We start from the raw sequence: 25,647 nt of genomic DNA, 5'->3' as shown, positions 1-25,647 counted from the left end.
AGTGGGTCTACCCGCAGGGTGCGCCTTGATGGATTGGAGTGAAAGATGACAACCAATACTCATTGGCAAGCCCTGCGGGAGCGCTACGTACCCAAGGGTGTCGGCAATATGCTACAGGCCTATGCTGAGCGTGCTGAGAATGCGCAGATCTGGGATGTGGAGGGCAATGCCTACCTGGATTTTGCTGGCGGTATCGGCGTGCTTAATGTGGGGCATCGCCATCCCAAGGTGGTGGCAGCGGTGCAGCAGCAACTCGATAAACTGATGCATACCTGCTTCCATGTGATGCCCTATGCTCCCTATGTTGAGCTGGCCAAGCGTCTGAGTGAAGCCGCCCCTGGCCCTTCTCTTAAGCAGACGTTGCTGGTTAATACCGGGGCGGAAGCGGTAGAAAACGCGATCAAAATTGCCCGTGCCGCTACCGGACGCTCTGGTGTGGTGGCCTTCAGTGGCGCCTTCCATGGCCGTACTCTGATGGGGATGGCGTTGACCGGCAAGATGGCCCCCTACAAGCAGGGGTTTGGCCCCTTCCCGGCGGAAGTGTACCGGGTGCCCTATCCCAATCCTTACCATGGTTGTAGTGAAGAAGATTCACTGACCGCACTGCATACCCTGTTCAAAATGGATATTGACCCCAAGCGGGTAGCGGCCCTGATTATTGAACCGGTGCAGGGTGAAGGCGGCTTTTATGCAGCGACTCCCAGTTTTATGCAAAGCCTGCGGCAGCTCTGTGATCAGCACGGCATTTTGCTGATTGTGGATGAGGTGCAGTCTGGTTTTGCCCGCACCGGCAAGCTGTTTGCGATTGAACATGCTGGTATTGAGCCGGACTTGATGACGGTGGCGAAATCTCTGGCGGGTGGCATGCCCTTGGCGGGGGTGATCGGCAAAGCCAGCTTGATGAACGTGCCGGAGCCAGGCGCGCTGGGCAGTACCTATGGCGGTAACCCGCTATCCTGTGCGGCCGCCTTGGCGGTACTGGATGTGATTGAAGAAGAGCACTTGTTGGAACGTGCGGAGCAGGTGGGGGAGTTGATCGAAAGTGGCTTTACCACCCTGGCTAAGGACTTTGCCGCAATCAGCCATATCCGTCGCTTGGGCGCCATGGCGGCCATGGAACTGTTGGATGCTGAAGGACGGCCGGATGCCGCCCTGGCCAAGGATTTAACGCAAAAGGCCGCCAGCAAGGGGCTGCTGCTATTGTCCTGTGGGGTGTATGCCAACACCATTCGGGTACTGGTGCCGCTGACGGCGACGGATCAGCAGATTCAGCAGGGCATGGGTATCATCGGCGAGAGTTTAGCTGAGTTGTTTGCCTGTTAAAGCAGGTGATTAGTGGGGGCAGTGTGGCTCACTGCTCCCTTTCCGCATAGAATGCCGAAGGTTTGGCCCTGGCAGGAGTGAGGCAGTGGATGTAGGTGAAAGGTTAAGGTTGATCCGTCAAATGGCGGGGCTTTCTCAGCGCGAGCTGGCCAAGCGGGCCGGCGTCACCAATAGCACTGTGTCGATGATCGAGAAGAACGGTGTGAGCCCCTCTGTCAGTTCCTTGAAAAAGGTACTGGCGGGCATTCCCATGTCGATCGGTGATTTTTTTACCCTGGATTTAGAACCGAGCGAGCAAAGCGTTTTTACCGCTGAGCAGATGCCGGATATCGGTAGCCGTGAGGTCATGCTGAAACTGGTGGGTGCGCCGCTGAAAAACCGGGCGATGGATATTCTGCATGAGGTCTATCCCCCCGGGGCGGATACCGGTGAAGAGATGCTGAACCATGCCGGTGAAGAGGGTGGGGTAGTGGTCAGTGGACAAATCGAGCTGACCGTCGGCTTACAGGTCTCCATTTTGAGCGCTGGGGACAGCTACTACTTTAAAAGCAACCATCCCCATCGTTTCCGCAATATCTTTGATCAGCCCTGCGTGATTGTCAGTGCCCAGACGCCGCCGACCTAGCCCGTGGACGGCGTGAGGGGCGCGTTTCGTTGCCCTGTTCCTGCTGACCTGCCTGCTGTTTAGCCTGCCCTTGCGTTTGCCCATAGCCTTGAGCAGAACGTGACGCATGGCGGTTGTCCGTGCGCTGCTGGCTGGAGCGCTGGCGAGTTGCTTGCTCAGCGTTAGGCTTGCGGCCCCTGGGCTGACGATCCCCTGCAACCTGTTCTGACTCTGAGCGGCGCGCTGCTTTAGGCGCCTGCTGTTGAGACGACTGTTGCTTAGATGCGTGCGGCTTAGACGAATGCGGCTTCGGCTGCTGCGGGCGCTTGGACTTGGCCGGAGCCTGGCCGTCACCGCTGCGCTCACCTGCGGGTTTGGCTGGGCGAGGCTTACGAGGTTGGCTGGCAGCAGGGCGTGATTCCCCTGCTTTTTCGTTGCTGGCCTCTGCACTGGGCTTGGCTTTTTTCGGCTTCTTCGGGCCACGGCTCAGGTCGGTCTGCGGCAGCTCTTCGGTAAGGGCAAAGCCGGGTAGTTGGCGACGCTCAAGGTGCTGGCCAATCAGGCGTTCAATGTCCTTCAGTTGTTTGGCTTCTTCCGTTTCCACCAGGGAAATAGCCTGGCCGGTTGCGCCGGCACGACCGGTACGACCAATACGATGAACATAGTCCGCCGGTACGGTGGGCAGTTCATAGTTGACCACTAAGGGCAGTTGCTCGATATCCAGGCCGCGGGCGGCGATATCGGTTGCCACCAGAATCTGGATCGATCCCTGTTTAAAACCGGCCAGTGCCTTGGTACGGGCACCTTGGCTCTTGTTGCCGTGAATGGCTGCGGCCTTCAGACCTTGCTTCTCCAGGAACTGACTTAAGCGATTGGCACCATGCTTGGTTTTGGTAAAGACCAGTAATTGATGCCACTGCTGCTGTTGAATCAATTGATGAAGCAGGGCAGCTTTGTGTTTTTTTGCCACCGGATACAGCCATTGTTCCACCTGAGTGGTGGTGGAGTTGGCTGGAGTGACGGATACCTCCAGCGGTTGCTGCAACAGACCCTTGGCCAGTTGGCGAATCTCGGCGGAGAAGGTGGCGGAGAACAACAGGTTCTGCCGCTTGGCGGGCAACAGCGCCAGAATTTTGCGGATATCGTGAATAAAGCCAAGATCCAGCATGCGGTCGGCTTCATCCAATACCAGGATTTCCAGCTGGTTAAAGCGCACGGCGTTTTGCTGGTAGAGATCAAGCAAGCGACCCGGGGTGGCCACCAGAATGTCGACACCACGGCGCAGTTGTATCATCTGCGGGTTAATCTTCACCCCGCCAAAGACCACGGCGCTGCGCAGAGACAGGTGCTGGCCATAGGTCTGCACACTTTCATGCACCTGGGCGGCCAGTTCGCGGGTGGGGGTCAATACCAGGGCGCGAATCTGGTTGGCTTTAACTTGTGGGCCGCCATCCAGGCGCTGTAACAGCGGCAGGGTAAAGGCGGCGGTCTTGCCGGTGCCGGTCTGGGCCGCGGCCATCAGATCTCCCCCTTGCAGTACAGCGGGGATGGCTTCTAGCTGGATCGGGGAAGGTTGTTCATAACCTTGTTTGGCAATGGCTTGTAACAGGGGGGAGGACAGGCCCAGGGAGGCGAAACTCATAGACTCTTCTACATAATGGAGGACAACGGCCAACAAGGGTTGACCGGGTCCGCAGCTTACCCAAGGGCAGCCTGAGAAGCCAGCACTATTGCGGGAAACGGGCGCTAATTTGCTGCCAAAAGGCGTTGATTAGTGGATTTTTCAGTTTTTTGTTGAGGGTGAACAGGCCGACATCATAGGCGGGCAGGGCGGGCTCGACCGCCAGAATACGCACCTCCTCCTGCAGGGGGCTGTTGTCCAGCACGATGCGCGGCACCACGCCGATGCCAAAGCCCAGGCTGACCATGCTGACGATGGCCTCGTTACCGGCCACCTGGGCATAGATGTTGGGGCTGCAACCCAGTTGATAGAACCAGGCGTTAATCCATTCCCGGCCAAGCCCCACCTCGGGAATGATCATCGGCAGATGTTGCCAGTTCTCGGCACTGGCCGGGGCCTCCGCCAATTGTTGCCAGTCGTGGTGCTGGCGAGGGCCGATAAACAGCAGCGGGGAGCGGGCAATGGGCTTGAAGGCCAGCTCTCCCGGCAGGCTTTGTGGATAGGCGGCAATGGCGATGTCTTCTGCGCCGCTCAGTACCCGGTTGATGGCCAGGTCCGGGTCACCGGTATGGACTTTGATCTCGACCTTGGGATAGGTGCGGCGAAACTCGCTGAGCAACTCGTATAGAAAGCTGTAGCTGGCGGTGACGGAGCAATACATGCTGACTTCGCCGTGCAGTTCCTGCGCTTCCTGTTGCAGGCTGTGGCGAATCTCATCCCACTGCAGCAGGGTGTCGCGGGCATAGTTAATAAACAACTGCCCCTCATGGGTGAGGCTGACGCTGCGGTTATCCCGCTCAAACAGCGTCACACCGAGTTCATCTTCCAGCTGTTTAATGCTGCGTGACAGGGCGGAAGGGCTAAGGTGGCATGCCTCGGCAGCGCGGCCAAAGTGGAGCAGGTCAGCCAGGCTGAGAAAATGCTTGAGCAGGCGGGTATCCATAGGGTGTGTTGCTTAATTCGGCATATAGTGTTGCGTTTATATCATTTTACGCAATGAAAAAACTACCTTAGTGTTGCTTCCAACAAACACCCAAACCTTTGAAGACTTACAGGCGCTGCTGCCAGGCAGCCAGGTTATCCAGCCAGAACAAGCCGTCAATGAACAGCTTGTCAGTAACGAGCCAGGATAAGGCGCCTCCTTTTTAGCACCCTTTTCAGGAAGACGACCATGCAAGTTTACTACGATAAAGATTGTGATCTTTCCATCATCCAGAGCAAGAAAGTAGCCATCATCGGTTACGGTTCTCAGGGCCATGCTCATGCCTGCAACCTGAAAGACTCTGGCGTAGACGTGACCGTAGGTCTGCGTGCTGGTTCTTCTTCCCGTGCCAAAGCCGAAGGCGCTGGCCTGAAAGTGGCTGACGTGGCTGTTGCCGTTGCTGCGGCTGACCTGGTGATGATCCTGACTCCTGACGAGTTCCAGGGCCAGCTGTACAAGAACGAAATCGAGCCCAACATCAAGCAGGGTGCTACCCTGGCGTTCGCTCACGGTTTCTCTATCCATTACAACCAGATCGAGCCGCGTAAAGATCTGGACGTGATCATGATCGCTCCCAAGGCACCTGGTCACACTGTGCGCTCTGAGTTTGTGAAGGGTGGTGGTATCCCCGATTTGATCGCGGTATTCCAGGACGCTTCTGGTCAGGCGAAAAACGTAGCCCTGTCTTACGCTTGCGGCGTAGGCGGTGGCCGTACCGGTATCATCGAGACTACCTTCAAAGACGAAACTGAAACTGACCTGTTCGGTGAGCAGGCGGTACTCTGCGGTGGCGCGGTTGAGCTGGTTAAGATGGGCTTTGAGACCCTGGTTGAAGCCGGTTATGCCCCTGAGATGGCTTACTTCGAGTGCTTGCACGAGCTGAAGTTGATCGTTGACCTGATGTACGAAGGCGGCATCGCCAACATGAACTACTCCATCTCCAACAATGCGGAGTACGGTGAGTACGTGACTGGCCCCGAGGTAATCAACGAGCAGTCTCGTGAAGCCATGCGTAATGCCCTGAAGCGTATCCAGAACGGTGAATACGCCAAGATGTTCATTGCCGAAGGTCAGACTAACTATCCTTCCATGACGGCCCGTCGTCGTAACAACGCTGCTCACCCCATCGAGCAGGTAGGCGAGAAGCTGCGTGGCATGATGCCCTGGATTTCCGCGAACAAGCTGGTCGACAAGACCCGCAACTAAGCGAGTGTTGCGGTAAAGCGGTACGCAACAACCTAGTAGCACAAGCGCAGCCTTCGGGTTGCGCTTTTGTTTTTTCAGGCGGGCAACGTATTATTAGGCCACTGAGTTTATTTTGAGGGGAATGTTGTGGCCGTAAACCAGCCCAATGATCACGAAAACAAGACACCCACCACGACGGTTACGCCCTTGCGTCCAGAGCAGCAGCCTCCAGCCCAACAGGAGTCCAAGGTGGAAGAGCCTAAGCAAAAGCCCAATCGCAGCATTTACCTGTTACCTAACCTCTTTACCACTGCCGCGCTGTTCTCTGGCTTTTACGCCATCGTGGCGGCGATGAATGGTCACTTTGTCCAGGCCTGTGTGGCGATCTTTATCTCGATGGTGCTCGATAGTCTGGATGGGCGCGTGGCCCGCCTGACCAATACCCAGAGTGCCTTTGGCGCCGAATACGACAGCCTGGCGGACATGGTGTCCTTCGGGGTGGCACCGGCGTTGGTGGCGTTCACCTGGACGCTGGATAACCTGGGCAAGCTCGGTTGGATTGCCGCCTTTATCTATGTGGCCGGAGCTGCCCTGCGCCTGGCACGCTTTAATGTGCAGATCGGTGCGGTGGATAAGCGCTACTTTATCGGTTTGCCCAGTCCTGCTGCGGCTGCCCTGGTTACGGGGATGGTCTGGGTAGGAGCGGAGAACCATGTGCTCAGCACCGGCCTGTCCTATTGGGCGGCTTTGTTAGTGGCCGCTGCGGGTATCCTGATGGTGAGTAATGTGAGCTACTACTCCTTTAAGGAAGTCGATCTGAAAGGGCGGGTGCCGTTAATGGCACTGATGGCGGCAGCGCTGGTACTTGCTGTGGTGTCCTATGATCCTGCTATCGTGCTCTGGGGGCTGTTCCTGCTCTATGGCCTGTCTGGCCCGGCGCTTTATCTGCGCAAACTGAAGCGCAAATTCTGAGTTTAACCCACCCCGGCCCAGGCCGGGGTGTTGGTTTCTGCTACTTTTTCGGTCGCTGTTTCTCGGGCACTTTTGCCTTGAGGCTCTGTCCAAGCACTACTGACCCTACCAGAGGGCAGGGTGTCAGGCGCCTAAGGAGTCTCTATGCTGATAAAAAAATCGCCCACTATTCTCGGCTCACAGATTACCCCTGAGTCGGCCTATCTCAATCGCCGTCGCTTTATCCAGGGACTCGCCGCTGGAGCCGCTTGGGCCGCTTGGCCGGGCGCCAGTCAGGCAGCACCGAGTCAATTGCATGACGAGGTCGTAGCGGGGCCAGAGTGGCTCGCACAGCAAATTGCTGCGGCCAAAGCCGATGTGCCCCCTGCAGAAAAGCTGACTCCCTATTACCACTGCACCCATTACAACAACTTCTATGAATTTGGCTTCGATAAGGATGATCCGGTCGCCAAAGCCCATAGCCTGAAGCCCGATCCCTGGCAGGTGGAGGTAACAGGATTAGTCAACAAACCCGGTACCTATCATCTGGAGGATCTGCTCAAGGGGATGGCGCTGGAAGAACGCATCTACCGCCTGCGTTGTGTCGAGGCCTGGTCGATGGTGATTCCCTGGATTGGCTTTCCGCTGGCTAGCCTGTTACAGCGCTTTGAGCCTCAGGGCAGTGCCAAGTATGTGGCCTTTACCACCCTGCATGATCCGGAACAAATGCCGGCGCAGTCGAGCCTGTTTTCCAGCCTGGACTGGCCCTATGTGGAAGGCTTACGGCTGGATGAGGCCATGCACCCGCTGACGATTCTGGCGGTTGGTTTGTATGGCCGTATTCTGCCGAACCAGAATGGCGCCCCACTGCGCTTGGTGGTGCCCTGGAAGTATGGCTTTAAGAGCATCAAATCCATTGTCAAGATTGAGCTGACCGAACAGCAGCCTCCCACTACCTGGAACCTCAGTGCACCACGGGAATATGGTTTTTACGCTAATGTGAACCCGGCGGTGGATCATCCGCGTTGGAGCCAGGCGAAGGAGCGACGTCTGCCCAGTGGTTTGCTCAGTCCCAATATCATCGAAACACTGCCGTTTAACGGCTATGGCGCAGAGGTGGCCAGCCTGTACAGCGGCATGGATTTGCGCCAATGGTACTAAATCGTCTGTTGGCCAAACCCTGGGCCGGCTGGCTGCTCTGGTTATTGGCGGCGATGCCTTTGCTGTGGTTAGGCTGGGGTTTGCTTAACCAGCAACTGGGTGCCGATCCAGCCAAAACCCTGGTGTGGTTTACTGGTGAGTGGACCCTCAATCTGCTCGTGCTCACCCTTAGCGTGACACCTGCGCGTCAGTTGCTGGGTTGGCACGCCTTGGGCCGCCATCGGCGCATGCTGGGGCTGTGGTCATTGGCCTATGGGCTGCTGCACCTGCTGTGCTTTTACTGGTTCATCCTGGGTGGCGACCTGGCTGAACTGGCGCGGGAAACCCTGAAGCGTCCCTACATTTTATTAGGGATGCCGGCCCTGCTGATTTTGCTGGTGCTGGGGGTGACGTCCTACAAACCCCTGGTACGGCGATTGGGACGCTACTGGCAACCGCTGCACCGTAGCGTCTATGCGGCCCTGTTATTAGGCTGGTTACATCTTTTCTTACAGGTGCGTTCAAGTTACCTGGAAGCCACAGTTTACGCGGTGTTGGTGCTGTTTTTACTGGGTTATCGGCTGCATCGGCAACGCCGTAAGCTTTGCCAAACGCCGCGCTTTGCCGGAAAATAACGCCCCTTCCAAATTCGCATTGAGGAGCCCAGGGCAATGACAGCCACATTGCGCGTGGTAATGGCACAACTGGATATGCTGGTGGGGGATATCCCCGGTAACGCCGCCAAGGTAATCAACGCCGCCAAGCAGGCGCGCGACCAGCATCAGGCCGATGTGATCGTGTTCCCCGAGCTAACCCTGACCGGTTATCCCCCTGAAGATCTGCTGCTGCGCCCCAGCCTGCAACTGCGGGTGAGCCGTGCGCTGGAGCAGGTGTGTGCGGAGGTTGAGGGCATCACCCTGGTGCTGGGCTATCCCTGGCGCGAGCCGGAGGGGCTGTACAACCAGGCTGCAGTGATTGCCGATGGCGCCATCCAGGCGGTGTATCGCAAACAGAACCTGCCGAACTATCAGGTGTTTGATGAGAAACGCTACTTTGTCGCGGGGCACTCCCCCTGCGTGGTGGATATCAAAGGGCGTCCGGTGGCGATCACCATCTGCGAAGATATGTGGCTGCCCCAGCCTGTGTTGCAGGCTCGTGAAGCGGGCGCTGAGCTGGTGATTAACCTCAATGCTTCACCCTTCCATCTCGGTAAGTGGGAAGAGCGCCGTAAGCTGCTGGTGGAGCGTGCCCGTCAGGCCGGTTGCCCGATCCTCTATGTCAATCAGGTTGGTGGCCAGGATGAGCTGATCTTTGACGGTGGCTCAATGGTGATGGATGCCGAAGGCGACTTGGCCGTATCGGTTCCCTGTTTTACCGAGGCGCTGTATCCGGTCGATTTCTGTCTGGAAGGGCAAATCAAACCTGTGCCCCAACCCCTGCGAGCTGCACCGGGCAAGCTGGAGTCTGCCTATCAGGCACTGGTGATGGGGGTGCGGGATTACGTCAACAAGAATGGTTTTAAGGGGGTGGTGCTGGGCTTATCCGGAGGGATAGATTCGGCCCTGACCCTGGCAGTGGCTGCCGATGCGCTGGGTAAAGAGCGGGTGGCAGCGGTGATGATGCCCTTCCGCTATACCTCTGATATGAGTCTGGAAGATGCCGCCAAGCAAGCCACCGACATGGGGGTGAACTACCAGGTTATGTCCATCGAGCCGATGTACGAGAGCTTTATGGCGACCCTGGCGGACTCCTTTAGCGGCACCGGCGCGGATAAAACCGAAGAAAACCTGCAATCCCGTTGCCGTGGAGTGCTGTTGATGGCTCTGTCGAACAAGCTGGGTTACCTGGTACTGACCACCGGCAACAAGAGTGAAATGGCGGTGGGCTATGCCACCCTTTATGGCGATATGGCTGGCGGCTTCGATGTGCTCAAGGATGTGCCCAAGACCCTGGTATTTGAGCTGGCCCGTTACCGCAACAGCCTAGGGCAGGTAATTCCTGAGCGGGTCATTACCCGTCCGCCCTCTGCCGAACTGGCACCAGGGCAGGTGGATGAAGACTCGCTGCCGCCCTACCCGGTGTTGGACCGCATCCTGGAACTGTACGTTGAGAAAGACTACAGCGCCCATGCCATCATCGAGCAGGGTTTTGCCGAGGCGGATGTGCTGCGGGTATTGCGTTTGGTTGACCTGAACGAATACAAGCGCCGGCAGGCGGCGATTGGCCCTCGCTTAACGGCACGCGCCTTTGGCCGTGACCGTCGCTACCCCATTACCTCTGGCTGGCGTATCGGTGAATGAGACTGGAGTTAGAAGTCGGGCGCACTGATCTGGCGCCCTATCGCAAGCCGTTTAATGCCCGGGGTTCACGGATTGAGCGTTGTCAGGGCTGTGGCCTGCCGGACAGTACCTGTATTTGTGACTATCAGGTACAGGCCCAGGCTGAGGTGGAGTTTTGGCTTATTCTGCATAAAAAAGAGCAGTACAAACCCACCAATACGGGCCGCTTGATTAAAGACGTGTTGCCCAATAGTCGTTTATTCGAGTGGCACCGCACCGAGCCACCGGCCAGCCTGTTGGCCCTGCTGCAGGATTCACGCTATCAGCCCTGGCTGGTGTTTCCCGCCGATGAGGAGAGGGATCAGCAACGCCTGCAGCCCTTTGCCCGTCAGCTCGGCAAGACCCCGGTCTTTATTCTGCTTGATGGCACCTGGCGTCAGGCGCGCAGAATGTTCCGTTTAAGCCCCTGGTTACAACAGCTGCCTTTGATTAGCTTTCAGCCCCAGGCAGGCTCTGGTTACGGGCTGCGCAAGGCGTTGGAGGAAAATCACCTCTGTACCGCAGAAGTGGGAATCGAATTGCTGCGCCTGGCACAGGAGCCAGCGGCCGAGGTACTGCAGAACTACTTCCAGGTATTCAACGTACACTATGTGGCAGGTCGCCTGGGGCAGAGCCTGGAACCTGCCGCCGCCGCGCGGGCCTGGCTGGCTGATTACCGCCGCCAACAGAGTGGCCAAGTCGTGCAGATGACACAGGAGCAAGTGTGATGAGTACAGCCAGTCAATGGCTACTGATTGCCCTCGGCAGTGGGCTGATTATTTTTCTGAGTCTGATGATTCGTCGCCTGTGGCAAGCCGAACAAACGCGCAAGGCAGAGTTGGCTGCACAGGAGGCGGAGCTGGCCGCCAAGGCGCAGGAGCGGCGTGATTACATCATCGAGAGTATCCAGGTGATTAGCGCCGCCATGGAGGATAACCAGTGCGAGCTGACCGAGGGCTGCATTCGCTTAAAGGGCCTGCTGGATAACTTCCGCCCGGGCTTGCTCGCTCAGCCTGAACTGCAGGTGTTGGAGCAGGTATGGCAGCGTACCGAGCATATTCCCCGTAAAGAAAAATTCCGCGAGCTCAAGATCAATCAGCGTCACGCCTTCCATAAAGAAATTGAGCAGCTGGAGCAGGAGCTGGAAGCCCCCATCCGTGCGGCTGTGCGTTATCTGCGTGGCATCAACTGGGCCGGACACTGATGCTGACGTTGCTGGTCTCCTTCCTGCTGACCCTGGTGGTCATCCTCTTTACCTGGTGGGGCTTTAGCCGCATGGGAGTGCCCAGCTATCGCCCCAGCCGCAGCAAGGTGGAAGAGCTGCTGCAAGGCCTGATTGATGGCTACACCAGCCGAGAAGAGTGGGAGCTGTTTATCGGCATGCCGATCCAGCATGACCCTGAGCTGGAGGCCATCCGCGTGCGTTGTGTGGCGCTGGAAGAGGGGGATGATCAGCATCCACCCTATCCCCATGGGATTAATGGCTACCTCTACAACCGTGCCGGACGGGAGGCCGCCAAGCTGATCCTGCAAGAGGTGAAAAAGCTTAAAGCCAATGAGCCCTACGGGCGGGATTTTTAGCCTGATACTGCTCAGCCCTGTCGAATAAGGCGGCCAGAGGGGCTAAGAAGTGAAATGGCCTCCACCTGCTTGGTGGAGGCATCCAAGGTGGCGAGCAAACTACTGGAAGGCGGTCTCAACAAAGCTGCGCAGCTTGCGTGAGTGCAGGCGCTCCGGCGGCATGGCGCGCAGTTTCTCCATCGCTAGCATACCGATTTCCAGGTGTTGACTGACCTGGCGACGATAAAAATCACTGGCCATCCCAGGCAGCTTTAATTCGCCGTGCAGGGGTTTGTCCGACACACACAGCAGGGTGCCGTAAGGCACGCGGAAGCGAAAACCATTGGCGGCAATGGTGGCGGATTCCATATCCAGCGCGACTGCGCGAGATTGGGAGAAACGCTCCACCGGCTCGCGGTGATCACGTAATTCCCAATTGCGGTTATCAATGGTGGCCACCGTGCCGGTGCGCATAATCTTCTTCAACTCCCACTCATCCAGCCCGGTGATATCCTCCACCGCCTGCTCCAGCGCTACCTGCACCTCCGCCAGAGGGGGAATCGGCACCCAGCTTGGCAGATCGGCATCCAGCACGTGATCCTCCCGCACATAACCGTGGGCCAGCACATAGTCCCCCAGGCGCTGGGTATTGCGTAGCCCGGCGCAGTGGCCGAGCATCAGCCAGGCGTGGGGGCGCAGTACGGCAATATGATCAGTAATGGTTTTGGCGTTGGACGGGCCGACACCAATATTGACTAGGGTGATACCGGAATTATCCTTGCGCACCAGGTGGTAAGCCGGCATCTGTGGTTGCCGGGCCGGTGCCTGGCCTTCACTGGGGCTGGTTTCGCCAGAGCGGGTAATCAGGTTGCCCGGCTCGATAAAAGCCTCGTAGTCACTGTTACCCTCCGCCATCATCTGCCGCGCTTTGGCGGCAAATTCATCAATATAGAAGGCATAGTTGGTGAACAGCACATAGTTCTGAAAATGCTGCGGACGGGTAGCGGTATAGTGTTGTAAGCGATAGAGGGAATAGTCCACCCTCGGCCCGGTAAAGGGGGCCAGCGGCATCGGTGCCCCTGGCTGCAGCTCCACCGTACCGTTAACGATGGCATCGTCCATAATGGCCAAATCCGGCACATCGAACATATCACGCAAGGCCTTGGGCAGATTCTCCACTGCTTCGCCATCAATATGGGCGGTCTCATCGAAGGAGAAATGCAGGGCAATGGGCACATCGCTTTCGCCGATCTCCACCTCGCTATCATGGTTATGGATCAACAGCGCCAACTGCTCCTGTAAATAATTGCGATACAACGATGGACGGGAAACCGTGGTGGTATAAACGCCAGGGCCGGGCACATAGCCATAGGCCAGACGCGAGTCGATGGCGCTGTGGCTGGTGCTGACAAAGCGGATCATCGGATAACAGGCCCGCACCCGCCCCTCGGGAATATCCCCCTGCAGCACCGCAGCAAAGCGTTGGCGCAGCCAGGCGGTATTGCGTGCATAGATATGCTCCAGGCGGGCCACGGCACTGGCGGCATCCCGGAAGGACTCAAAGCCGATCGCCTCGGGGCTTTCGATACTGGGGAAGATGTCTGCCATATTCGCTCCTTGGCTGTCTGCGGTGGTTAGGCTCAGTGTGGCCTGTCATACAGGATTTGGCTATGGCTAGCGTGCAGGATAAAGATGACAAGGAAGGGTTAGGGAGTGATCGTTAAATGTATGGTGACGGGGTGATTGGTGGTAGAGGGGATTAGCTGCAGTGGTCAGGCATCGCTTGCAATAGTCCAGGCGGATGCCCTTATGTCGGATGGCGCCACGGGGTGGCTTATCCGACCTACGTATTGGGCCTTTCTTCTCGTTCCCACGTTCTACGTGGGAATGCATACGGGTGCCAGATAACTCACCGGAACCCGCACGCACAGCCAAAGCTGCCATTAATGAAGTCGCGGCGTTATTTCATCCAGCGCGTCCATAAGGCGCTGACACCTGGGGCGGTTCGTTGCCTGCTATTCTCGTTCCCACGTTCTATGTGGGAATGCATACGGGTGCCAGATAACTCATCGGAACCCGCACTTATAGCGAAATCGGCCACCAATGAGGCAACGGCATTATTTCACCCTGTGCGTCCACAAGGCGCTGACTCCTGGGGCGGTTCGTTGCCTGCTATTCTCGTTCCCACGTTCTACGTGGGAACGCATACGGGGCCGGATAACTCACCGGAACCCGCACTTATAGCGAAATCGGCCACCAATGAGGCAACGGCATTATTTCATCTAGCGCGTCCACAAGGCGCTGACACCTGGGGCGGTTCGTTGCCTGTCATCTTGGTTGTAGGTTGGAAAAGCCGCAGGCGCCTTCCAACAGGATGCCCTTATATTGGATGACGCACGTTGTTGTTTGGCTGGTAATTTAAGCAGTATATTTTGTGGTGGAGTATAAGTGTGCGTGTTTTTCTACCCAAGTTTGCTTGTTTTACTCTAGCCTTTCTTGAAAAATTGAACGAATATCAACCTGGTAGGGAAAGCACGCTGCAAGATAACGCGCAATGCTTTGCAGAAAAACGCGCATGCGCGTTTTTGACGGAGAAAGTCAGTTCTGAAGTCGACTTTTATATTTTAATTTCAAATGCTTAGCATGACTCTTGCTGATTCTTCTTGAGAGAGAAAATGAGCATGGCAGTATTTAAATGTTATGCCTATTCATTGAGTAAGGGTACACATGGGAAATTATAGAAACTTCGAGCAAGACTTTGTGGCTCGTACTGTTGAATTAATTGAACAATATAATCAGCTGATCGTTGATGAATCATTTGAGAGACAGTTTAACTATACGTTGACGCTTAATTGCCTATTGGGGTTAATTGTGATGCCTAAAGAGTGAGTGCTTAATGCAATTCCAGATGAGCGTTTAACAATGCGGTTTAAGCAATATATGGGCATTATTCATTCTGACTTGCCAGATTCACAAAATACATTGCGCCAGCTAATTGTTAAAATGAGGAATTCTATTGCCCACTTTGGTATTGAAGTTGAATCAATCGACCAACACCATTTGGTAAATTTTGTTAACTTCAAAGATACGGATAATGGTCAAATTTATGCGCGCTTCCATGCCGAAGAAATTTTTCCATTTCTACGAGGCTATGCTCAACTATTGGTGGATAGCGTGCGGCGTCAACAACGTCATCGAGAACAGGCATAACAAAGCGTTAAAGACAGATTCGCAATGCTTGGCATTCTCAGTTCAAATTTAGTTTTGTGTTTACGGGGCAATTGTTTAGGTTAGGTGTTAGCGTTGCTCACTACTTAACGCGGCGTTGTGTTTTTAGGAGGAAATTGTGGAAACGTTTTTGAAGGTGTTGTAGAAATAGATATAAATAGAGGTATTGCTATTTTGGCGGTTATTGGTTTTGGCATATTTTCAGTCATCAAAGTTTTTGCCCATATGAAAGACGGTTTTGGCGTATTTAATGTTCGTATCGCTGGAATAGTTATAGTTGCTAATTTTGCCAGTATGTTGGCCGTTCTAAATCTAACTTCCGAAGCGGCTGCTATTGGAATACTTGGCGCAATCGCAGGATACTTATTTGGCTTTGGGACAGAAAATAAGAAATAAAAACATAACAAGCAAAGGTACCGAACTCGCTACGCTCGCGCGGTGTTTTGGGTGTTAGCGCGTGATGTTCTTATGCTCAAACCTCTTATATATTACTCGCTGCGCTCGCAATTTTCCGGTGAGCAAGGCGTTAGGTTTAAGAAAAGGAAAGGTTGTGACTACCAGATTGGATCTGATTCCAGAGATTTCTTCATTAGCGCAGAAATATGTGACGCTGAACGGTATCAACCCATCGAAAACTTATGATTATGTAACGAAAACAAGAAAATTTCGTGGATTACCGATAATTGACAGCATCCTTCACGCAAGAAAGTGTGGCAGCGGAGAGTCTTGGTTGTACGTTGCTGTTCCTTTGGGGGCGGAACTCAGTCAGCTTTCAGCTCAAGATCGCCTATATATTGGAGCGCAGACGCAAGACCGGATGTTCCGCGGAGATGGTCTTAATGGGAAAAATTTTCATCATGCGGAGATGAGGGCGGGAAAAGGGGAAGATAATCTGGAGAATTATCTGAAGTCTGGGAAAAAGGCGGTCATTTATCGTTTTAACGCATACAGAATTGAAGCCTTAGTGCGGCGGCAGCCTCAGCTATCGGAGCTGTTGGTGTTGCTCGATCAGCGAAGAACGCCAACGAAGCATCTTGCTTGGTGGTTTGAGCAGTATGCTTTGTATTGCGAACCTAATGTTTGGCGCTGGAACGTTCAACCATCAAGCAAGGTACTCACTAATCTTTTTCAGAAACGGACGTGAATGAACAAGTAGTTCCAGCGGAACCCGAACACTCCGCGGCGTTTTGAGCATGCCTTCGGCATCTTTGTCCAAAAAGCTACTACATGACCGGTGCCGCTGAACTAGGCGTTATGTGAACGGAAAAGATGAAAATCACTAGCATAGAGACTGAAATAGGAAGTCGAGTATTAGAAGTCCTCGTAAAAGAAAAGGGTTGGCTTGTTTAATCTCAATGCGATAAGTCAGCTTTTGACTCGGTCAGCCCAATCAAAGGGATAATACGCACGAGCGCTTTATCGAATACGCTGTTTTCTGCTTTGCAGACGAATTTAGCTTTGCGCTCTTGCCATGACAGGGTTTGGATCAGGCTAGTGGCGACCACTGAAGGTTGCTCAAAGTTACTAACAGGTACTTCGGTTGCATGACCACGAATGCTGGTGCTGATGGGGTAACAGATCAACAGATCGGTTTGCTTGTTGTACTGTTTGGGGGGGGGGGGGGGCAGCACTAGAGCAAGACGACACTTACCAATTTCTTTACCTTAAAGGGCTCAAAGTTTAAAAAATAATGTGGTGCGATCTGGGAGATAGTTTTGCATTAAGCTCCCAGTTCAGCTTTGATAGGTCGTGCAACCTCATCAGAGTGCGCGCTATGGCTATCTAAGCCCTGCTACAAAAAGGCTTCGCTAAAGGGGAGCTTCACTTTAGGAGAGCTTGGGTCGGTAGCATCGATAACATTTTCCATCCTGTACATCGTTTTTATTATGACAAATTGATTGAATAAGGTGATAAAAGTGAAGGCGTTAACAAAAGGGATACACCACGTAGGATTAACAGTATCTAATCTTGAAGCAAGTGCGAAATTTTTCACTGAACAACTAGGTTGGAGTGAAGTAAAAAGGAATCCGGATTACCCAGCAATATTTGTCAGTGATGGACATGTCATGCTTACTCTATGGGCGTCTAAGACAGAAAGTGCAATACCCTTTGACAGAAAAGCAAATGTTGGTTTGCATCACTTGGCTTTGCTCGTAGAAAAAGAAGTACAACTAAATCAATTGCATGACCAGTTTGTTAGCTCAGGCATCGAAATTGAATTTGGTCCAGAGCTTGTAAAATCAGGGCCAGCAAAGCATTTGATGTGTTACGACCCAAGCGGTATTAGGGTGGAATTTTTCTGGGCGGGTGCTTAAAACAACACAGCAAGGTATTCAGGCATGAATCATCTCGCGTGGAATTTTTAGTTTATGGTGATTTTAGTGGTTAAAGTGGTCTGTAGAAGGATGGTTTATATGGCATTCACCCCTTAGCGTGGTGTTAGGCAAATAAAAGGATTCATAAGATGGCAATTCATGTTGCAAGAGGTTGGGATTTATCCAGTTCGCTTTTGGTGGCTGAGCTATATGAAGAAGCATTTGGTTTGAAGTTCTGTCGAGCCATACCGGATAAAAATAAACGTCTTAATTTTCTGTCAAAAAGTTTTGTTCCTGACTACTCGTTTGCTGCGTTCTCCGATAAAAAGTTGGTTGGCTTGGCAGGCTTTAAAGTTGCGTCAGGCTCTCTGACAGGAGGAATTGGAGCTACTGGTTTAATCGAACAACTTGGTTTTCTCGGAGGGCTATGGGCATGCTTTGTTTTCAGCTTATTTGAGCGTGAGCCGGAAGAGCGGGAGTTGGTTATGGATGGTATCGCTGTTGATAGTGAGTTTCGTGGGCAAGGTATTGGTTCTTTATTACTAGATCAGATTATTACCTATGCGAAAGAAAATAACTTTGAATCAATAAGGTTAGACGTTATCGACAGTAATCCGAGAGCGAGAAAGCTGTATGAGTCAAAAGGGTTTGTCGCACTAAAGAGTGAGAGCTTTCCTTATTTAAAATGGCTAGTGGGTTTTTCAGGTGCAACAACAATGAAACTAGACTTAAAAAAGGTTTCCTAACAGACAGTTCAAGAGGGACTGTCAACCCGTGGCGTTTGCAGTTCCAATGAACCGCGGTGCTTTTGGTTGTTGTGTTTCTTGTTCCTAGGTTCTAGGTGGCAATGCATACGGTGCCAGATAATTCACCGAAACCTGCACTTACAGCGACATAAGCTACCAATAAAGTCACGGCGTTATTTCACCCGACGCGTCCCATATCCACCGGCTAAGCAAAGCAAGGCAGCGTTAAATGCTGATGGTTTTTAGCCAGTTTAATAAGGCCCGTAAGTCTGGTTGCTCTTTGCTAGTGGTTGGGTAGGCCAGGCAATAGCATTTGCCGGTTTTCACCGGCAAATCAAAGGGAATCAGCAAGCGCCCCATACTGACATCCTCTTTCACCAAGATGCGGTCCGCCATGGCAATGCCGTAGCCTTGCTGGGCTGCCTGAATCGCCAGATCCATGGTTTCAAAATGCTGATTACGGCTGGCGTGCAGGTGGCTGGCATGGTTGTGCTTTAACCACAGGGCCCAGTCGCTTTGATCTGCGCTCGGGTGTAACCAGGTGAATTGGCTGAGTTGGTCGAGGCTTTCCCAAACAAGGGGGAGATGGCGCATTTGGGGGGAGCAGACCGGCACCAGTTGCTCATCGAATAAAGGATATTGGTGTAGCTGGTCAGATTGGGGGCCATAGGCCACGGCGGCCTGATAGTCATCGCGGCTGAAGTCAGCGTTGTGGTCAAAGGTGGTGGTGACTTCAATCAGGTGGTTGGGGTGCTGCTGTTGAAAGGTGTTTAGCAAGGCAAAGAACCAACGCATCGCGCAGGTGGGAACCTTCATTTTCAGGGTGGGTTGCAGGCTACCGATCTCATCGAGGGTGGCTTCCAGGTCGCTAAACAGCTTGGCGACTTTAGGCAGGAGCTGTTGCCCTTTCTCCGTCAGCTTAAGGCCGCGGGCATGGCGATGAAACAGCGGAAAACCGAGGTACTCCTCCAGCGCAGCAATTTGTCGACTGACCGCACCCTGGGTCAGGTGAAGCGCCTCAGCTGCATGGGTAAAGCTGGGTTGCTCGGCTGTCACCATAAAAGAATGCAAGGCGTTAAAAGGGGGAAGGCGCTTCATCCTGTCTCTCATGCAGTGTTCGAGCTATGCGAAAACATCATAGGTCCTATGCGAACATTTCTCTACTCCTGGGCCTGCGGCTGGTTTGAAATGGCCTGATTCAAATAAGCCGTATCCAGGAGCGTATTCCGTGCTTCCTCTGACAGTAAACAGCAAGCTGCCGCATGTCGGCACAACCATTTTCAGTGTGATTGCAGAGCAGATTGAGCGGCATTCGGCACTCAATCTTGCCCAGGGGGCACCTGATTTTCCTTGTGATCCCACTCTGGTGAATTTAGTCACTCAGGCGATGCAGGCTGGTCATAACCAGTATGCGCCGATGGCCGGGGTGCGCGCACTGCGCCAGCAGGTGGCCGAGAAGGTTTGGCGTTTATATGGCAGGCGCTATCAGGAAGAGACAGAGGTCACCATTACCGCCAGTGCCAGCGAGGCGCTGTACGCTAGCATCAGCGCTTTGGTGCATCCGGGGGATGAGGTGATCTTCTTTGAGCCCGCCTTTGATAGCTATGCCCCCATTGTCGAGCTGCAAGGTGGCAAGGCAATTGGCATCCCCATGCAGGCGCCACAGTTCAAGATTGACTGGCAGCGGGTAAGTGCGGCAATTACCCCGGCAACGCGGATGATTATTCTCAACTCGCCTCACAATCCGACGGGGCAGACGTTGAGCGAGGAGGACATCAGCGAGCTGCAGCGGTTGGTTAAGCACAGCAAGATTGTCATTCTCTCCGACGAGGTTTATGAACACGTCGTCTTTGATGGCGCACTGCATCACAGCATGGCACGTTACCCCGACTTAGCAGAGCGCAGTGTGATTGTCTCCTCCTTTGGCAAGACCTTTCATGTGACAGGGTGGCGGATTGGCTACTGCTTGGCGCCGCAGGCGATCATGGCGGAGGTGCGCAAAGTGCATCAGTTTATGATGTTCTCTGCGGATACCCCGATGCAGCATGCCTTAGCCAGCTACTTGCTGGACCCTGAGCCCTATCTGGGTCTAAGCCAGTTTTACCAGCGCAAAAGGGACAGGCTGGTTTCATGTCTGGCGTCATCAAGGCTCTCCCTGCTACCCAGTCGGGGATCCTTCTTTATCCTGGCGGACTACTCCGCGATTAGCGATGAGCCGGAAGCCCACTTCGTTCAACGTTTGATTGAGCAGCACAGGGTGGCGGCCTTACCGCTTTCGGCCTTCTACCGTGACGGTGCCAATCCGCAAAACGATCACAAAATGATCCGCTTATCTTTTGCCCGTGGTGATGAGCTGCTGCAACAAGCTGCCGCCGCGCTCTGTCAGCTGTAGGAGTCGGGTGATGAAGTCTGTGATGGCTGCCGTCGTGCAAATGAATAGCCAAGCCCAGGTTGAAGACAATCTTATTGCCGCCGCGGAACTTATTGCCCGTGCCGCTGCTGCAGGGGCTGAACTGGTACTGCTCCCGGAATACTTTTACTGCATGGCCCACCAGGATAGCGACAGGGTGGCGCTGGCGGAGCCTTGGGCTACGGGCAGGCTACAGCGTTTTTGTCAGCAGCAGGCCAGGCAGCATGGCCTGTGGTTGCTGGCGGGCACCCTGCCGTTAGCCGCAGCGGATACGGACAAATTCTATAACGCCAGCCTGCTGTTTAACCCCGAGGGTGAGGTGGTGATGCGCTATGACAAGTGCCACCTGTTTGATTTTGATAATGGCGAAGAAGCCTATCGCGAATCCGACACCCAAACCCCAGGGCAGCAACAGCAGAGCGTCGAACTGCCCTGGGGCATCCTGCGCCCTAGCATCTGCTATGACCTGCGCTTTCCCGAATTTTACCGTGCGGCCCCCGCTGCAGATCTGATTAGCGTGCCAGCCGCTTTTACCGCCACCACCGGCGCTGCGCATTGGTTAGCGCTGCTAAAAGCCAGGGCAATTGAAAACCAGGCCTTCGTGTTGGCAGCGGGGCAGGTGGGGTTGCATGCCAACGGTAAGCGAACCTTTGGCCACAGTGTGATTCTGGACCCCTGGGGAGAGGTACTCGCCAGGGTAGAAGGGGATCAGCCAGGTATTGCGGTTGCCCAGCTGGATGCTGCTCGACTGGAGCAAGTGCGCCAGCAATTGCCTGCACTCAAGCATAGGAGGGCGTTATTCGGTAGCTAGGGGCCCGCCAACCGTGTCGGTGCGGATAGTGCGCTGTGCTTTGCTAGCTGTTCGCCTGCATGGAGCAACGGTGCCGAGTGAGTATGCGAAAACGGCGTGGCCGTTTTTACCTTCTTTTAATAACAACGAAATAAAGTAAGAGGGATTATCTATGACTGAATCAAGTCAGGTGCTGGACTCGACAAAACAGAAAGAGGGGGCATCGCTTGCGCGTTTTCTGCTGCCCTCTCTGCTCGGGGTGCTGATGTTTTTGGTGCCCTTTACGGTAGATGGCAAGGTCACCATTGGCATGGGAGTCTTGGCTGATTGGCTAAAGAGCTTGGCGGATGCCTACCTGGTGACCTTTATCGCCTACCTGACCCTGGTGGCGGGGGTAGTATCACTGATGATGCGTCTGTGGCGCCCTACCTTGGCGGAGGATGGTAAAGCCACCGCCTTGTTGCGGTTATTTGACGTGAGCTGGACCTGGACCCTGATTCGCTTTGCCGGTGGCATCTTTGCGGTGATGACCTACCACAAAGTCGGCTTGGAGCCAGTTTACAATGGTTACACTGGCGGCACGATCCTGCATGAACTAGCACCGACCATCTTTATCTATCTGGCGGTAGCGGTGGTATTACTACCGGTGTTAACGGACTACGGCCTAATGGAATTTGTTGGCACCTTTTTACAGCGCATTTTTCAGAAGGTCTTTCGCTTACCGGGGCGCTCAGCCATTGATGTGCTGGCCTCCTGGATGGGAGCGGGCACCGTAGGGGTGCTGATTACCGCTCAACAGTATGACAAGGGGTTTTATTCACAACGGGAAGCCGCAGTGATTGCCACCAACTTCTCCATTGTTTCAGTGGCCTTTTGTTTAGTGATTGCCCGCTTTGTCAATATTGATCACCTGTTTGTGCCCTATTACCTGAGCGTCTGCGTGGTCGGTATTATTACCGCCATCATCGTGCCCCGCTTACCGCCTCTGTCACGTTTACCCCAAACGTACTTTGCGGGGCGCCAACTGGCTGAGAACGCTGAGCATGAAACCCTGACGGGTCTCCCCTTGGCGCTGCAACGGGCTTGTCAGCGGGCCGCCCAGGCTGACCCGATCGGTAAGCAAGCGAAACACTCCGCCTTAAATATTGTTGATATCTGGATGGGTTTATTCCCGGCGGTTATGGCAATAGGGACGGTGGCGTTAATCCTGAATGAATACACGCCTATCTTCCAATATCTCTCCTATCCGTTTGTGCCCCTATTGGAATTACTGCGCTTGCCAGAAGCGCAGGCAGCCGCCCCGGCCATGATTGTTGGCTTTGCCGATATGTTTTTGCCTGCGGTTATTGGTAAAGGCATTGAGTCTGAACTAACCCGTTTTGTGATTGCTGGCATGTCAGTCTCCCAATTGATTTATATGTCAGAAATCGGCGTGCTGATTTTAAAGTCCAATATCCCCTTAAATGTGCGTCAGCTATTGGCTATTTTCCTGTTGCGTACACTTATTAGCCTGCCATTACTGGCATTGGCTGGGCACATAATTGTGGGTTAAACGGGTATAAAGCCCTGCCACGGGAGAAGCAGCCGCCACTCGGAATGAGGGCGGCTGTTTTTGCATCGCCAGGGAGCGTTTGCCGGGTTCGGTTGCTACCGCGCAGGGGATACGCCCGAGGTTATCTGCTGTGGGGCAGTGATAGTGCGGGTATCACACTTTACCTGCGGCAAAGGCTGCTATACATCAGCCCAACTTGCTTTCATTAGGCCTGGATATAGACCCTTCATCGCCTGCTATTTGGGTTGTAGGTTGGAAAAGCCGCAGGCGCCTTCCAACAGGGGGCCTCAATGTCGGATGGCGCCACGGGGTGGCTTATCCGACCTACGTGACAGCTCTTAGGTTTCTGCCCATACACCTGCGTGGAAACGCTAAAGGGTTTCACCCTACGGGCGAGTGACTTTTTTCAAGCGTCAAAAAAGTCACCAAAAAGACTGCCCCGCGTCAGCGCAACTTGCTCCCGCTTGGTCTTGGTGCGGACGCTTAGATGCGCCATCCAGGCGCGCTAAGCTGGGCTTGCGTCCTGCTCGCCCCCGCAGTCACCCTGCGCGTCCACAAGGCGCTGACTCCTGGGGCGGTTCGTTGCCTGCCATCTTGGTTGTAGGTTGGAAAAGCCGCAGGCGCCTTCCAACAGGGAGCCCTTATGTCGGATGGCGCCACGGGGTGGCTTATCCGACCTACGTGACAGCTCTTAGGTTTCTGCCCATACACCTGCGTGGAAACGCTAAAGGGTTTCACCCTACGGGCGAGTGACTTTTTTCAAGCGTCAAAAAAGTCACCAAAAAGACTGCCCCGCGTCAGCGCAACTTGCTCCCGCTTGGTCTTGGTGCGGACGCTTAGATGCGCCATCCAGGCGCGCTAAGCTGGGCTCGCGTCCTGCTCGCCCCCGCAGTCACCCTGCGAGTCCACAAGACGCTGACTCCTGGGGCGGTTCGTTGCCTGTCATCTTGGTTGTAGGTTGGAAAAGCCGCAGGCGCCTTCCAACAGGGTGCCCTTATATCGGATGACGCACCTTGTTGTTTGGCTGGTAATTTAAGCAGTATATTTTGTAGTGAGGTATAAGTGTGCGTGTTTTTCTACCCAAGTTTGCCTGTTTTGCTCTAGCCTTTCTTGAAAAAATGAACGAATATCAACCTGTTAGGGAAAGCACGCTGCAAGATAATGCGCAATGCTTTGCAGAAAAACGCGCATGCGCGTTTTTAACGGAGAAAGTCAGTTCTGAAGTCGACTTTTATATTTTAATTTCAAATGCTTAGCATGACTCTTGCTGATTTTTCTTGAGAGAGAAAATGAGCATGCGCAGTATTTAAATGTTATGCCTCTGCATGTATCAGGAAGGAATCTAATAAATAATGAAGGTTGATTTCGAAGAAAAGACTTATGAAAGCTACTTCAACAATGAACTAGACTCAAAGTCATCTGTATACTTCCCGCCAGGACAAGTATTGGAAGGGCTGCTAGGTTTTGACGCCGCATCTAATTCTAATAACAGAGACCTTTGGCGTAAGTTGGGCTATCCATTTTGGTTCTTTCCCCATTTTGCTGGTGTAAGTCTATTAGATATAGCCCATGAATTAGAGCAAGAGCTGGATCACTTTATTGATAAAATTCCTAATATAAAAGCAAATATATTTCTGCAATATAAAAGGCCGGAATATATAACAACCTCAAATGGAAAAGAGTGGCATCACTGGCAAGCAGAATACTTTCGATATCATATATACACTTCACAACATCAGATACTTTCAAAAATCGACCAATCATTTGGGGATAAAGCTTTAGTCTTATATGCATCTCCGGCAATAAAAAGTATGTCTGAGCTTGTAAGTCTCAAGAAGAATAGGGAAATTATTAATAATTCTAACTTTCAAAAATCGTCAAAGCTGAATAATCATTCAAAAAATACTTATACTCAGGCAGGAACTCACTCCATTGCCTGTAGTAAACCGGAGATGCTTGAAAATATAGATTTGGTATCAGAGTTGCGGCGTATCGAAGCAACACATGATATGAAAAACAAACAGTTCATTACCCATACAAGCCAAGTAATTACGAATAATATGGAGTCTTCAAAAGTATTCCGTGAACTTATGGCCGAATATAAGGAATACAAAGAATATTCTTTAATCTATGCATTTTTGACAATGAAGGTGTTCCGAGAAATAACGGGGGTTCAGTGGGCTTTGAGCATTCAGGCATAACAAACAGCTGCACCGGACTTGGCAAAGCTATCACCTTTTTTGTTCCAAAAAAGTCGCCAGCTTCACCAATCCGGTGAGCTGGGCGTTATATGCTCCAAGGAAGTTAATCATGGTTTCAGAAATAGATTTTCCAGTAGAAACAAAGATTAATGGTAAGGAATTAAACTCATATTACCGAGATTCATTTAAAGTGCAGGTTAATAAAGCTGACCTAGAAGCGAAAAATGTATATCACAGCATATTTGGGTATTTGCCAAAACCAGTACAGCTAGCCTTATCTTTACGCAATTCAATTGTTAAACACATTGGGTTTTCTGCTAGTAATACTGAAATGAGCTTGCCTCTAGAAGATATAGAAGTAGGTAAAAAAGCTGGTTTTCTTATTATTGAGTCTGTCGAACCTGATGAAGTTATTTGTGGTGCTTATGAGTCTAATATGGATATGTGGTTATCAGTTTTAAAATTATCAGAGCAAGAGTTTGCTGTTTCCACTTTAGTAAATTTAAAAACTAAAGCTGGTAAGGTGTATATGGCGTTTATAAAGCCATTTCATAAATTGGTTGCTAAATATTGTATTAAGCAAGCGCTCAAAGCAGGTCGTATATAACAATGCCATCATGGAAGGACGCAAAAAGCTTGGCTGCGCTCCTTCGTTACTAGT

At 53.1% G+C, this 25,647-nt stretch carries 24 protein-coding genes and 1 pseudogene; 20 read left to right on the top strand and 5 right to left on the bottom strand.

The annotated features are described in order from the left end of the window. The first annotated feature begins 45 nt into the window (after nucleotides 1–45). The gene (gene gabT, locus Q334_RS0105170; protein ID WP_027312275.1) at nucleotides 46–1,323 is read left to right on the top strand and encodes a 4-aminobutyrate--2-oxoglutarate transaminase; all 1,278 of its coding nucleotides are present in this window, start codon (nucleotides 46–48) and stop codon (nucleotides 1,321–1,323) included. 85 nt (nucleotides 1,324–1,408) lie between these two features. Further along, nucleotides 1,409–1,948, top strand: a complete 540-nt coding sequence (locus tag Q334_RS0105165) for a cupin domain-containing protein (protein WP_027312274.1) — start codon at nucleotides 1,409–1,411, stop codon at nucleotides 1,946–1,948. On the opposite strand, the gene Q334_RS0105160 is transcribed toward Q334_RS0105165, so the two are convergent. Beyond that, a complete protein-coding gene (locus tag Q334_RS0105160) occupies nucleotides 1,923–3,569 on the bottom strand; it encodes a DEAD/DEAH box helicase (RefSeq protein WP_027312273.1) in 1,647 nt (548 codons plus the stop codon). The two genes, Q334_RS0105165 and Q334_RS0105160, sit on opposite strands and share 26 nt — an antisense overlap. A gap of 85 nt (nucleotides 3,570–3,654) precedes the next feature. After that, complete coding sequence (gene ilvY, locus Q334_RS0105155; protein ID WP_027312272.1) at nucleotides 3,655–4,551, bottom strand: HTH-type transcriptional activator IlvY; 897 nt, start codon at nucleotides 4,549–4,551, stop codon at nucleotides 3,655–3,657. A 228-nt stretch (nucleotides 4,552–4,779) separates the two neighbouring features. Here ilvY and ilvC point away from each other — a divergent pair, with 228 nt between their 5' ends. The 8 genes from ilvC (at nucleotide 4,780) to Q334_RS0105110 (ending at nucleotide 11,765) form a co-directional block, all read left to right on the top strand. Further along, on the top strand, nucleotides 4,780–5,796 hold the full coding sequence (ilvC, locus tag Q334_RS0105145) for a ketol-acid reductoisomerase (protein WP_027312271.1): 1,017 nt from the start codon (nucleotides 4,780–4,782) through the stop codon (nucleotides 5,794–5,796). A 126-nt stretch (nucleotides 5,797–5,922) separates the two neighbouring features. Further along, on the top strand, nucleotides 5,923–6,747 hold the full coding sequence (gene pssA, locus Q334_RS0105140) for a CDP-diacylglycerol--serine O-phosphatidyltransferase (protein WP_027312270.1): 825 nt from the start codon (nucleotides 5,923–5,925) through the stop codon (nucleotides 6,745–6,747). Between the two features lie 144 nt (nucleotides 6,748–6,891). Next, nucleotides 6,892–7,887 (top strand): protein-methionine-sulfoxide reductase catalytic subunit MsrP, encoded by a 996-nt coding sequence (gene msrP, locus Q334_RS0105135; RefSeq protein ID WP_027312269.1) that lies wholly within the window; start codon nucleotides 6,892–6,894, stop codon nucleotides 7,885–7,887. Beyond that, nucleotides 7,878–8,501, top strand: coding sequence for a protein-methionine-sulfoxide reductase heme-binding subunit MsrQ (locus Q334_RS0105130; protein ID WP_035460825.1), 624 nt, complete (start codon nucleotides 7,878–7,880; stop codon nucleotides 8,499–8,501). The genes msrP and Q334_RS0105130 overlap by 10 nt, the downstream gene beginning before the upstream one ends. Before the next feature lie 36 nt (nucleotides 8,502–8,537). Next, on the top strand, nucleotides 8,538–10,166 hold the full coding sequence (locus tag Q334_RS0105125; protein WP_027312267.1) for an NAD+ synthase: 1,629 nt from the start codon (nucleotides 8,538–8,540) through the stop codon (nucleotides 10,164–10,166). Then, entirely contained in the window at nucleotides 10,163–10,912 is a 750-nt protein-coding gene (locus Q334_RS18075) for a tRNA-uridine aminocarboxypropyltransferase (RefSeq protein WP_051527532.1), read from the top strand. The genes Q334_RS0105125 and Q334_RS18075 overlap by 4 nt, the downstream gene beginning before the upstream one ends. Further along, the gene (locus tag Q334_RS18070; RefSeq protein ID WP_051527531.1) at nucleotides 10,912–11,388 is read left to right on the top strand and encodes a DUF2489 domain-containing protein; all 477 of its coding nucleotides are present in this window, start codon (nucleotides 10,912–10,914) and stop codon (nucleotides 11,386–11,388) included. Before Q334_RS18075 ends, Q334_RS18070 begins: the two co-directional genes overlap by 1 nt. Continuing rightward, nucleotides 11,388–11,765, top strand: coding sequence for a hypothetical protein (locus Q334_RS0105110; RefSeq protein WP_027312266.1), 378 nt, complete (start codon nucleotides 11,388–11,390; stop codon nucleotides 11,763–11,765). Before Q334_RS18070 ends, Q334_RS0105110 begins: the two co-directional genes overlap by 1 nt. Before the next feature lie 99 nt (nucleotides 11,766–11,864). On the opposite strand, the gene Q334_RS0105105 is transcribed toward Q334_RS0105110, so the two are convergent. Beyond that, on the bottom strand, nucleotides 11,865–13,352 hold the full coding sequence (locus tag Q334_RS0105105; RefSeq protein ID WP_027312265.1) for an AMP nucleosidase: 1,488 nt from the start codon (nucleotides 13,350–13,352) through the stop codon (nucleotides 11,865–11,867). Between the two features lie 1,119 nt (nucleotides 13,353–14,471). On the opposite strand from Q334_RS0105105, the pseudogene Q334_RS18065 reads away from it, so the two are divergent. The 3 genes and pseudogenes from Q334_RS18065 to Q334_RS0105090 all read left to right on the top strand — a co-directional run bounded on the left by Q334_RS18065 (nucleotide 14,472) and on the right by Q334_RS0105090 (nucleotide 16,116). Next, nucleotides 14,472–14,954: pseudogene (locus Q334_RS18065) on the top strand (HEPN family nuclease). Nucleotides 14,955–15,071: 117 nt separating this feature from the next. Further along, the gene (locus Q334_RS0105095; RefSeq protein ID WP_027312264.1) at nucleotides 15,072–15,368 is read left to right on the top strand and encodes a hypothetical protein; all 297 of its coding nucleotides are present in this window, start codon (nucleotides 15,072–15,074) and stop codon (nucleotides 15,366–15,368) included. Between the two features lie 154 nt (nucleotides 15,369–15,522). After that, nucleotides 15,523–16,116, top strand: coding sequence for a hypothetical protein (locus tag Q334_RS0105090; protein ID WP_027312263.1), 594 nt, complete (start codon nucleotides 15,523–15,525; stop codon nucleotides 16,114–16,116). 208 nt (nucleotides 16,117–16,324) lie between these two features. Here Q334_RS0105090 and Q334_RS18060 read toward each other — a convergent pair whose 3' ends face one another. After that, a complete protein-coding gene (locus tag Q334_RS18060; RefSeq protein ID WP_155888957.1) occupies nucleotides 16,325–16,627 on the bottom strand; it encodes a type II toxin-antitoxin system PemK/MazF family toxin in 303 nt (100 codons plus the stop codon). Between the two features lie 261 nt (nucleotides 16,628–16,888). Between Q334_RS18060 and Q334_RS0105080 the strand changes: the two genes are divergently transcribed. Together Q334_RS0105080 and Q334_RS0105075 are read left to right on the top strand one after the other, a co-directional pair. Next, nucleotides 16,889–17,287 carry a VOC family protein gene (locus Q334_RS0105080; RefSeq protein WP_027312262.1) on the top strand — a complete coding sequence of 133 codons (399 nt, stop codon included), beginning with the start codon at nucleotides 16,889–16,891 and terminating at the stop codon, nucleotides 17,285–17,287. A 149-nt stretch (nucleotides 17,288–17,436) separates the two neighbouring features. After that, nucleotides 17,437–18,033 carry a GNAT family N-acetyltransferase gene (locus tag Q334_RS0105075; protein WP_027312261.1) on the top strand — a complete coding sequence of 199 codons (597 nt, stop codon included), beginning with the start codon at nucleotides 17,437–17,439 and terminating at the stop codon, nucleotides 18,031–18,033. A gap of 225 nt (nucleotides 18,034–18,258) precedes the next feature. On the opposite strand, the gene Q334_RS0105070 is transcribed toward Q334_RS0105075, so the two are convergent. Next, nucleotides 18,259–19,131: a LysR substrate-binding domain-containing protein gene (locus Q334_RS0105070; protein ID WP_027312260.1), complete on the bottom strand. Its 873-nt coding sequence runs from the start codon at nucleotides 19,129–19,131 to the stop codon at nucleotides 18,259–18,261. 130 nt (nucleotides 19,132–19,261) lie between these two features. Between Q334_RS0105070 and Q334_RS0105065 the strand changes: the two genes are divergently transcribed. The 5 genes from Q334_RS0105065 to Q334_RS0105045 all read left to right on the top strand — a co-directional run bounded on the left by Q334_RS0105065 (nucleotide 19,262) and on the right by Q334_RS0105045 (nucleotide 25,593). Continuing rightward, nucleotides 19,262–20,425 carry a methionine aminotransferase gene (locus Q334_RS0105065; RefSeq protein ID WP_027312259.1) on the top strand — a complete coding sequence of 388 codons (1,164 nt, stop codon included), beginning with the start codon at nucleotides 19,262–19,264 and terminating at the stop codon, nucleotides 20,423–20,425. A 10-nt stretch (nucleotides 20,426–20,435) separates the two neighbouring features. Continuing rightward, entirely contained in the window at nucleotides 20,436–21,254 is an 819-nt protein-coding gene (locus Q334_RS0105060) for a carbon-nitrogen hydrolase family protein (protein ID WP_027312258.1), read from the top strand. A gap of 151 nt (nucleotides 21,255–21,405) precedes the next feature. Then, the gene (locus Q334_RS0105055; RefSeq protein WP_027312257.1) at nucleotides 21,406–22,785 is read left to right on the top strand and encodes a YjiH family protein; all 1,380 of its coding nucleotides are present in this window, start codon (nucleotides 21,406–21,408) and stop codon (nucleotides 22,783–22,785) included. 1,352 nt (nucleotides 22,786–24,137) lie between these two features. Continuing rightward, nucleotides 24,138–24,986, top strand: coding sequence for a hypothetical protein (locus tag Q334_RS0105050; protein WP_027312256.1), 849 nt, complete (start codon nucleotides 24,138–24,140; stop codon nucleotides 24,984–24,986). A 109-nt stretch (nucleotides 24,987–25,095) separates the two neighbouring features. After that, nucleotides 25,096–25,593, top strand: a complete 498-nt coding sequence (locus Q334_RS0105045) for a DUF2867 domain-containing protein (RefSeq protein WP_027312255.1) — start codon at nucleotides 25,096–25,098, stop codon at nucleotides 25,591–25,593. Nucleotides 25,594–25,647: the final 54 nt, after the last annotated feature.

This window comes from Balneatrix alpica DSM 16621 (assembly GCF_000619885.1).
Lineage (GTDB): Bacteria > Pseudomonadota > Gammaproteobacteria > Pseudomonadales > Balneatricaceae > Balneatrix > Balneatrix alpica.
This window is presented reverse-complemented; position numbering and strand designations above follow the sequence as displayed.